The sequence below is a fragment of the Mycobacterium sp. genome (genome assembly GCF_039583805.1).
GTDB lineage: Bacteria > Actinomycetota > Actinomycetes > Mycobacteriales > Mycobacteriaceae > Mycobacterium.
Genome location: NZ_JAVKSH010000102.1, coordinates 7,653 through 13,463 on the forward strand (window position 1 = coordinate 7,653; position 5,811 = coordinate 13,463).

At 68.4% G+C, this 5,811-nt stretch carries 5 protein-coding genes; 2 read left to right on the forward strand and 3 right to left on the reverse strand.

Annotated features, from left to right (window positions below):
- Positions 1 to 77 precede the first annotated feature (77 nt).
- Together glpX and ABDW21_RS13650 are read left to right on the forward strand one after the other, a co-directional pair.
- On the forward strand, positions 78 to 1,070 hold the full coding sequence (gene glpX / locus ABDW21_RS13645) for a class II fructose-bisphosphatase (protein WP_343602780.1): 993 nt from the start codon (positions 78 to 80) through the stop codon (positions 1,068 to 1,070).
- 18 nt (positions 1,071 to 1,088) lie between these two features.
- On the forward strand, positions 1,089 to 2,492 hold the full coding sequence (locus ABDW21_RS13650; RefSeq protein ID WP_343602775.1) for a class II fumarate hydratase: 1,404 nt from the start codon (positions 1,089 to 1,091) through the stop codon (positions 2,490 to 2,492).
- Between the two features lie 63 nt (positions 2,493 to 2,555).
- Here the strand turns inward: ABDW21_RS13650 and ABDW21_RS13655 are convergent, their stop codons facing one another.
- The 3 genes from ABDW21_RS13655 to ABDW21_RS13665 all read right to left on the reverse strand — a co-directional run bounded on the left by ABDW21_RS13655 (position 2,556) and on the right by ABDW21_RS13665 (position 5,750).
- The gene (locus tag ABDW21_RS13655) at positions 2,556 to 3,914 is read right to left on the reverse strand and encodes a PPE family protein (RefSeq protein ID WP_343602773.1); all 1,359 of its coding nucleotides are present in this window, start codon (positions 3,912 to 3,914) and stop codon (positions 2,556 to 2,558) included.
- A 56-nt stretch (positions 3,915 to 3,970) separates the two neighbouring features.
- Positions 3,971 to 5,122: a PPE family protein gene (locus ABDW21_RS13660; RefSeq protein WP_343602771.1), complete on the reverse strand. Its 1,152-nt coding sequence runs from the start codon at positions 5,120 to 5,122 to the stop codon at positions 3,971 to 3,973.
- A 259-nt stretch (positions 5,123 to 5,381) separates the two neighbouring features.
- Positions 5,382 to 5,750, reverse strand: coding sequence for a metalloregulator ArsR/SmtB family transcription factor (locus ABDW21_RS13665; RefSeq protein ID WP_343710572.1), 369 nt, complete (start codon positions 5,748 to 5,750; stop codon positions 5,382 to 5,384).
- Between the last annotated feature and the right edge of the window lie 61 nt (positions 5,751 to 5,811).

Consider the following 5,811-nt stretch of genomic DNA (forward strand, 5'->3'; position numbering starts at 1 on the left):
ACCGCGCCGCTACCTCCTCGCCGGAACCCGGCTCGTCGTCGCGGACGCACAGCCGTCGCGAAGCCCCGGACCGCAACCTGGCCCTGGAATTGGTGCGGGTCACCGAGGCAGGCGCGATGGCCGCCGGCCGCTGGGTGGGCCGCGGCGACAAGGAGGGCGGCGACGGCGCGGCCGTCGACGCGATCCGCGAACTGGTGAACACGGTGTCCATGCGCGGCGTGGTCGTCATCGGCGAGGGCGAGAAGGACCATGCGCCGATGCTCTACAACGGCGAGGAAGTCGGCAACGGCGACGGCCCGGAGTGCGACTTCGCCGTCGACCCCATCGACGGGACCACGCTGATGAGCAAAGGCATGCCCAACGCCATCGCGGTGCTCGCCGTCGCCGACCGCGGAGCGATGTTCGACCCGTCGGCGGTGTTCTACATGAACAAGATCGCCGTCGGGTCCGACGCCGCACACGTGGTGGACATCACCGCGCCGATCGCCGACAACATCCACGCCGTCGCCAAGGTGAAAGGCCTGTCCCTGCGCGACATGACAGTGTGCATCCTGGACCGGCCCCGGCACGCCCAGCTCATCGCCGACGTGCGCGCCACCGGGGCGCGGATCCGGCTCATCACCGACGGCGACGTGGCCGGGGCGATCTCGGCCTGCCGGCCACACTCCGGCACCGACATGCTGGCCGGGATCGGCGGCACCCCGGAAGGCATCATCACCGCCGCGGCCATCCGGTGCATGGGCGGCGCGATCCAGGCGCAACTCGCCCCCCGCGACGACGCGGAACGCCGCAAGGCCCTCGATGCGGGCTACGACTTGGACGCGGTGCTGAAAACCGAGGACCTGGTGTCCGGTGAGAACGTGTTCTTCTGCGCCACCGGCGTCACCGACGGCGACCTGCTCAAAGGGGTGCGCTACTACCCGGGCGGCTGCACCACCCAGTCGATCGTGATGCGTTCGAAGTCCGGCACCGTGCGGATGATCGACGCCTATCATCGGCTGTCCAAGCTCAACGAATACTCGGCGATCGACTTCACCGGCGATTCCAGCGCCGCCTACCCACTGCCCTGAGACCGAGGATCACACCACATGGCCGAGACCGGCGAGTACCGCATCGAACACGACACCATGGGCGAGGTCCGGGTGCCCGCAAAAGCCCTGTGGCGCGCGCAGACTCAGCGAGCGGTCGAAAACTTTCCGATCTCCGGCCGGGGGTTGGAACGCGCCCAGATCCGCGCATTGGGCCTGCTGAAAGGCGCCTGCGCACAAGTCAACAAAGACCTCGGCCTGTTGGCGCCAGAGAAGGCCGATGCGATCATCGCCGCCGCGGGTGAGGTCGCCGACGGCCGCCACGACGACCAGTTCCCCATCGACGTGTTCCAGACTGGGTCGGGCACCAGCTCCAACATGAACACCAACGAGGTGATCGCGTCGATAGCAGCCGCCCACGGCGTGACGCTACACCCCAACGACGACGTCAACATGTCGCAGTCGTCCAACGACACGTTTCCGACAGCCACCCACATTGCGGCGACCGAAGCCGCTGTGCGCCAACTTATTCCGGCGCTACAGGTGCTGCATGACGCGCTCGCGGACAAGGCTCGCGAGTGGCGGACAGTGGTGAAGTCCGGCCGCACCCACCTGATGGATGCCGTCCCGGTGACACTCGGCCAGGAGTTCTCCGGATACGCCCGCCAGGTCGAGGCCGGCATCGAACGAGTGCGAGGATGCCTCCCCCGGCTCGGCGAGCTCGCGATCGGCGGCACGGCGGTGGGCACCGGCCTCAACGCGCCCGACGGCTTCGGCACCAGGGTTGTCGACGTGCTCGTCAAGAAAACCGGCCTGACCGAATTACGCACCGCAACAAACCCTTTCGAAGCCCAGGCCGCTCGCGACGGACTGGTCGAGGTATCCGGCGCGCTGCGCACGATCGCGGTGTCGCTGACCAAGATCGCCAACGACATCCGCTGGATGGGATCCGGCCCGCTGACCGGCCTGGCCGAAATCGCGCTGCCGGATCTGCAGCCGGGCAGCTCCATCATGCCCGGCAAGGTGAATCCCGTTATCCCCGAAGCGGTTACCCAAGTGGCCGCCCAGGTGGTCGGTAACGACGCTGCGATCGCATGGGGTGGCGCGAACGGTGCCTTCGAACTCAACGTCTACATCCCGATGATGGCGCGCAACGCGTTGGAGTCGCTTCGGCTGCTGGCCAACGTGTCCCGGCTGTTCGCCAAACGCTGCATCACCGGGCTGACCGCCAACGTCGAGCACCTGCGCGAGCTGGCCGAGTCGTCGCCGTCGATCGTAACGCCGCTGAACTCGGCGATCGGCTACGAAGAGGCCGCCGCGGTGGCCAAACAAGCGCTCAAGGAGCGAAAAACGATCCGCCAGACCGTGATCGACCGCGGCCTGATCGGCGGGAAACTCTCGATCGAGGAGTTGGACCGTCGCCTCGACGTGCTGGCGATGGCGCAGGTGAAAGACGGGGGCTGACGCCTCGGCCCGTCGGCCGCCCTGGACGCGCTGCCGTGTGCCGGGTTTACGCAGTTTTCGCGTTCATCCCCATGCGGACCGGTTGGCGGACAACGTCTCCTCCCATTGTGACGGGAGCGGTTGCAGATCTGGGTCGGCGCGTCTGCGGGTGTGGAAAGCCCAGGTCGACGCCAGCCAGCCGCTGGGCATGATCAAGGCCGCAGCCGACCGCTCCCCTGGCTTCTCGTCTTTCTCTTTGTTGTCTTTCTTCTTGTCTTTGTCATCGTCATCGGGGCGTTCCGTCGTCGTGGAGAGTGCGCCTCGCCCGAACGTCGTTCCCATCATCGCCTCCTGCAACGCCATTCCGGGCGGCAGGCCGACGGCCGCGACCGGGACGGCGCCGGCACCGGCGGAGGTGAGCGACAGCGCGACCGGCGCGACCTCCGGGGCGGCCGCAGCCCAGCTCGGTGGCACCGACAGCGCCCCAACCGAGGACGCCTGGCCCAGGCCCGCGAGCGGACCCAGCGAGGCCGCTTTGCCCAGCCCCCCGAGCGACCCGCCAACACCGGACAAGGCTCCATGCGGACCCAGACCCTGGAACGTGAAGAATCCGGCCAACCCGCCCCTTACGAGGACTTCCCTCTCAAAAGCGGCCAAGATTGTCCCATAGTCGTATGCGTCCACCAGGCCATTGAACGCACTGGATGCATTACCCGTCACCTGGCTCACGGGACCCGACAGGGTAGCCAGCTGGCCTAACGACAACGGTGTCTGCGCCGCCGGCGTGCTAGACGAGCCGAGCTGGTGCATTGCGGCGGGGGCCGCGGCCGTCAGCTGGGCCAGGGCGTGGGTGTGGGCGCCGGTGGCGGTACCGGCGGCCGGGCCGACCGAAGCGAGTTGAGCGCCCAGCCCGGCCTGGCGGGTGGACTGGGGTGGCGCGCTGAACGGTGTCAGCGCACTCGCCGAGGACGACGCACTGGCGTACCCGTACATCGCGGCGGCGTCTTGCGCCCACATCTCCAGGTAATGCGCCTCGGTGGCCATGATCGCCGGGGTGTTCTGCCCGAAGAAGTTGGTCGCGGCCAGCGCCGCCAGCAAAGCCCGGTTGGCGGCGATCACCGGTGGTGGCACCGTGGCCGCAAACGCCGCCGCGAAGGCCGCGGCAGCCGTCTTGGCCTGAATCGCGGTGTGCTCGGCCTGCGCGGAGCTGGCCTGCAGCCACGCCACATACCGTTGAGCGGAAACCGCCATCGCCACCGACGCCGGGCCGGACCACTCCCGACCAGCCAGCCCAGAGATCACCGACGAGTAGCCCACCGCGGCCGATTCCAGCTCGCGGGCCAGCGCATCCCAGGCCGCCGCGGCCGCCAGCATCGGCCCTGCCCCGGGGCCGGTGTACATCCGCCCGGAATTGATCTCCGGGGGAAGCAGAGCGAAGTCCATTGTCGTACCGCGCGCTCTCCGTTGCTAGGTGTGTGAGTCGGCCGGCCCCGATCCCATCAGCCGGCTGCGGGCGACCGGGGCACCACACCGCGGCGGCGGGAGACCACGCGGGCCGTCGCGCCGCCCAGACCCCGCCCGGCCAGCGTGCCCAGCATGGTCTCGCCGAACGCTGCTCCCGGTAATCCCGCGGCGACAGCCGGGGCGGGGCTCGCGATCGGCACCGTGACGGACGCGGGGGTGATCGCTGAAACGGGCATCGCCCAGGCCGGCGGCACCGACAACGCTCCGATCTTGATCGCCTGGCCCGCACTCGCAGCCAGCCCCGGGCCGCCGAGGCTCAACGCCGCTGGCCCCACGAACGGCGGATTGAGCGCCTCGAATAGCCCCGCGGGGTTTTCGGCGGTGAATGTGGCCAAGCCGATCCCGTTGTTGAGGTTGCTGAGAACGTCTGCGGAACTGGAATAGGTGCCGATCAAGTTGCCGTAAGCCTGTCCGGCAAAGCCCGAAAAAATCGAGGCCGAACCGAGCGCGGACGTGGCGTTCGACGACGAGCCCGACGCTCCCGCCGCCGAGGTGAGCGGGCTCGCCAGCTGAGACAGCATCGATTGCGCACTCGTTCCGGCGGCACCGCCCGAAACCTGGGCGACCGAGGCGGATTGGGCGGCCTGCCCGGCCGGGTTGGTGTTCTGCGTCGGCGCACTGAACGGGGTGAGTTTCGACGCGGCCGCGCAGGAGCGCGCGTAGCCTTGCATTGCCGCCGCGTCCTGTGCCCACATCTGCGCGTACTGGCGCTCGGTCTCCCCGATCGCCGCGGTGTACTGGCCGAAAAAGTTGTGCGCGATCAACGCCGTCAACAGGGAGCGGTTGGACGCGATCACCGACGGGGGCACCACGGCAGCGCGCGCCATCGAGTGGGCGGCGGCCGCCGCCTTGGCTTGGCCGGCCGTCTGCTCGGCCTGCACGGCGGTGGTGTGCAGCCACGCCACATACGTCTGAGCGGCGGCCGCCATCGCCACCGAGGACGGCCCGGTCCACTGTCCGGTAGTCAATTTCGAGATCGTGGATCCGTATTGGACTGCGGCGGAATGATATTCGGTGGCCAGTTGGTCCCATGCCGACGCGGCGGACAGCAGCGACCCCGAACCCGGGCCGGCGTACATACGCCCCGAGTTGATCTCCGGCGGCAAGACCCCGTAGTCGAGGTACATGTGCTCTCCTGCCCTCCTCGGTCGTGCTGTATGTCGTTCTGTATGCCGTGTTACGGCTGGTTATCGGCGTGACGGCGGGCTTTGCGGCTGCAGGTCGCCGCACGCCCAGGGAAGCTAGTTCGGCGGCGTAGCGCGGCCACGGCCGATGGTGACCGTCCCCCGCCGGTACGACGTGGACCGGGTTCCCCGCCCCCCCTTGGCCCCCGTGGGGAGTGCGACCGACACGAGGGGGTTCCCCGGGAGGCGGTGGCCGGGGCGCTCACTGGGCGACTTCCTCGGCGCAGACATCGGACCGGTCAGCGGGCCCATCCTCGATCTGCAGAATGGTCGACAGTTGCTGCAGGGCAGCGGGAATCACCCAGTAGTAGACCCACGTGCCGCGGCGCTGGCTGCCCAGCAGTCCTGCCGAACGCAGCACTTTGAGGTGATGGGAGATGGTGGGCTGGGCGAGGTTGATGGTTGCGGAGATATCGCAAACGCACGCTTCCCCGCCGGCATGGCTGGCGATCAGACTCACCAAGCGCAACCGCACCGGATCGCCCAGCGCCTTGAACATCGGGACCAGCGCGGCGGCCGACGCCTCGCTCAGGGGTTCACGGACCAGCGCCAAGGCCTGCGAGGCGCTCATAACTCAGCTTGATTCGACATGCTTCTATATTGACAGATGCAAAATCAATCTGTCAACCGGT

Bases quoted from the DNA above. Each gene is read 5' to 3' on its own strand.
- ABDW21_RS13655 (WP_343602773.1), bottom strand. From the start codon at position 3,914: ATGGACTTCGCTCTGCTTCCCCCGGAGATCAATTCCGGGCGGATGTAC.
- ABDW21_RS13650 (WP_343602775.1), top strand. From the start codon at position 1,089: ATGGCCGAGACCGGCGAGTACCGCATCGAACACGACACCATGGGCGAG.
- ABDW21_RS13660 (WP_343602771.1), bottom strand. From the start codon at position 5,122: ATGTACCTCGACTACGGGGTCTTGCCGCCGGAGATCAACTCGGGGCGT.
- ABDW21_RS13665 (WP_343710572.1), bottom strand. From the start codon at position 5,750: ATGAGCGCCTCGCAGGCCTTGGCGCTGGTCCGTGAACCCCTGAGCGAG.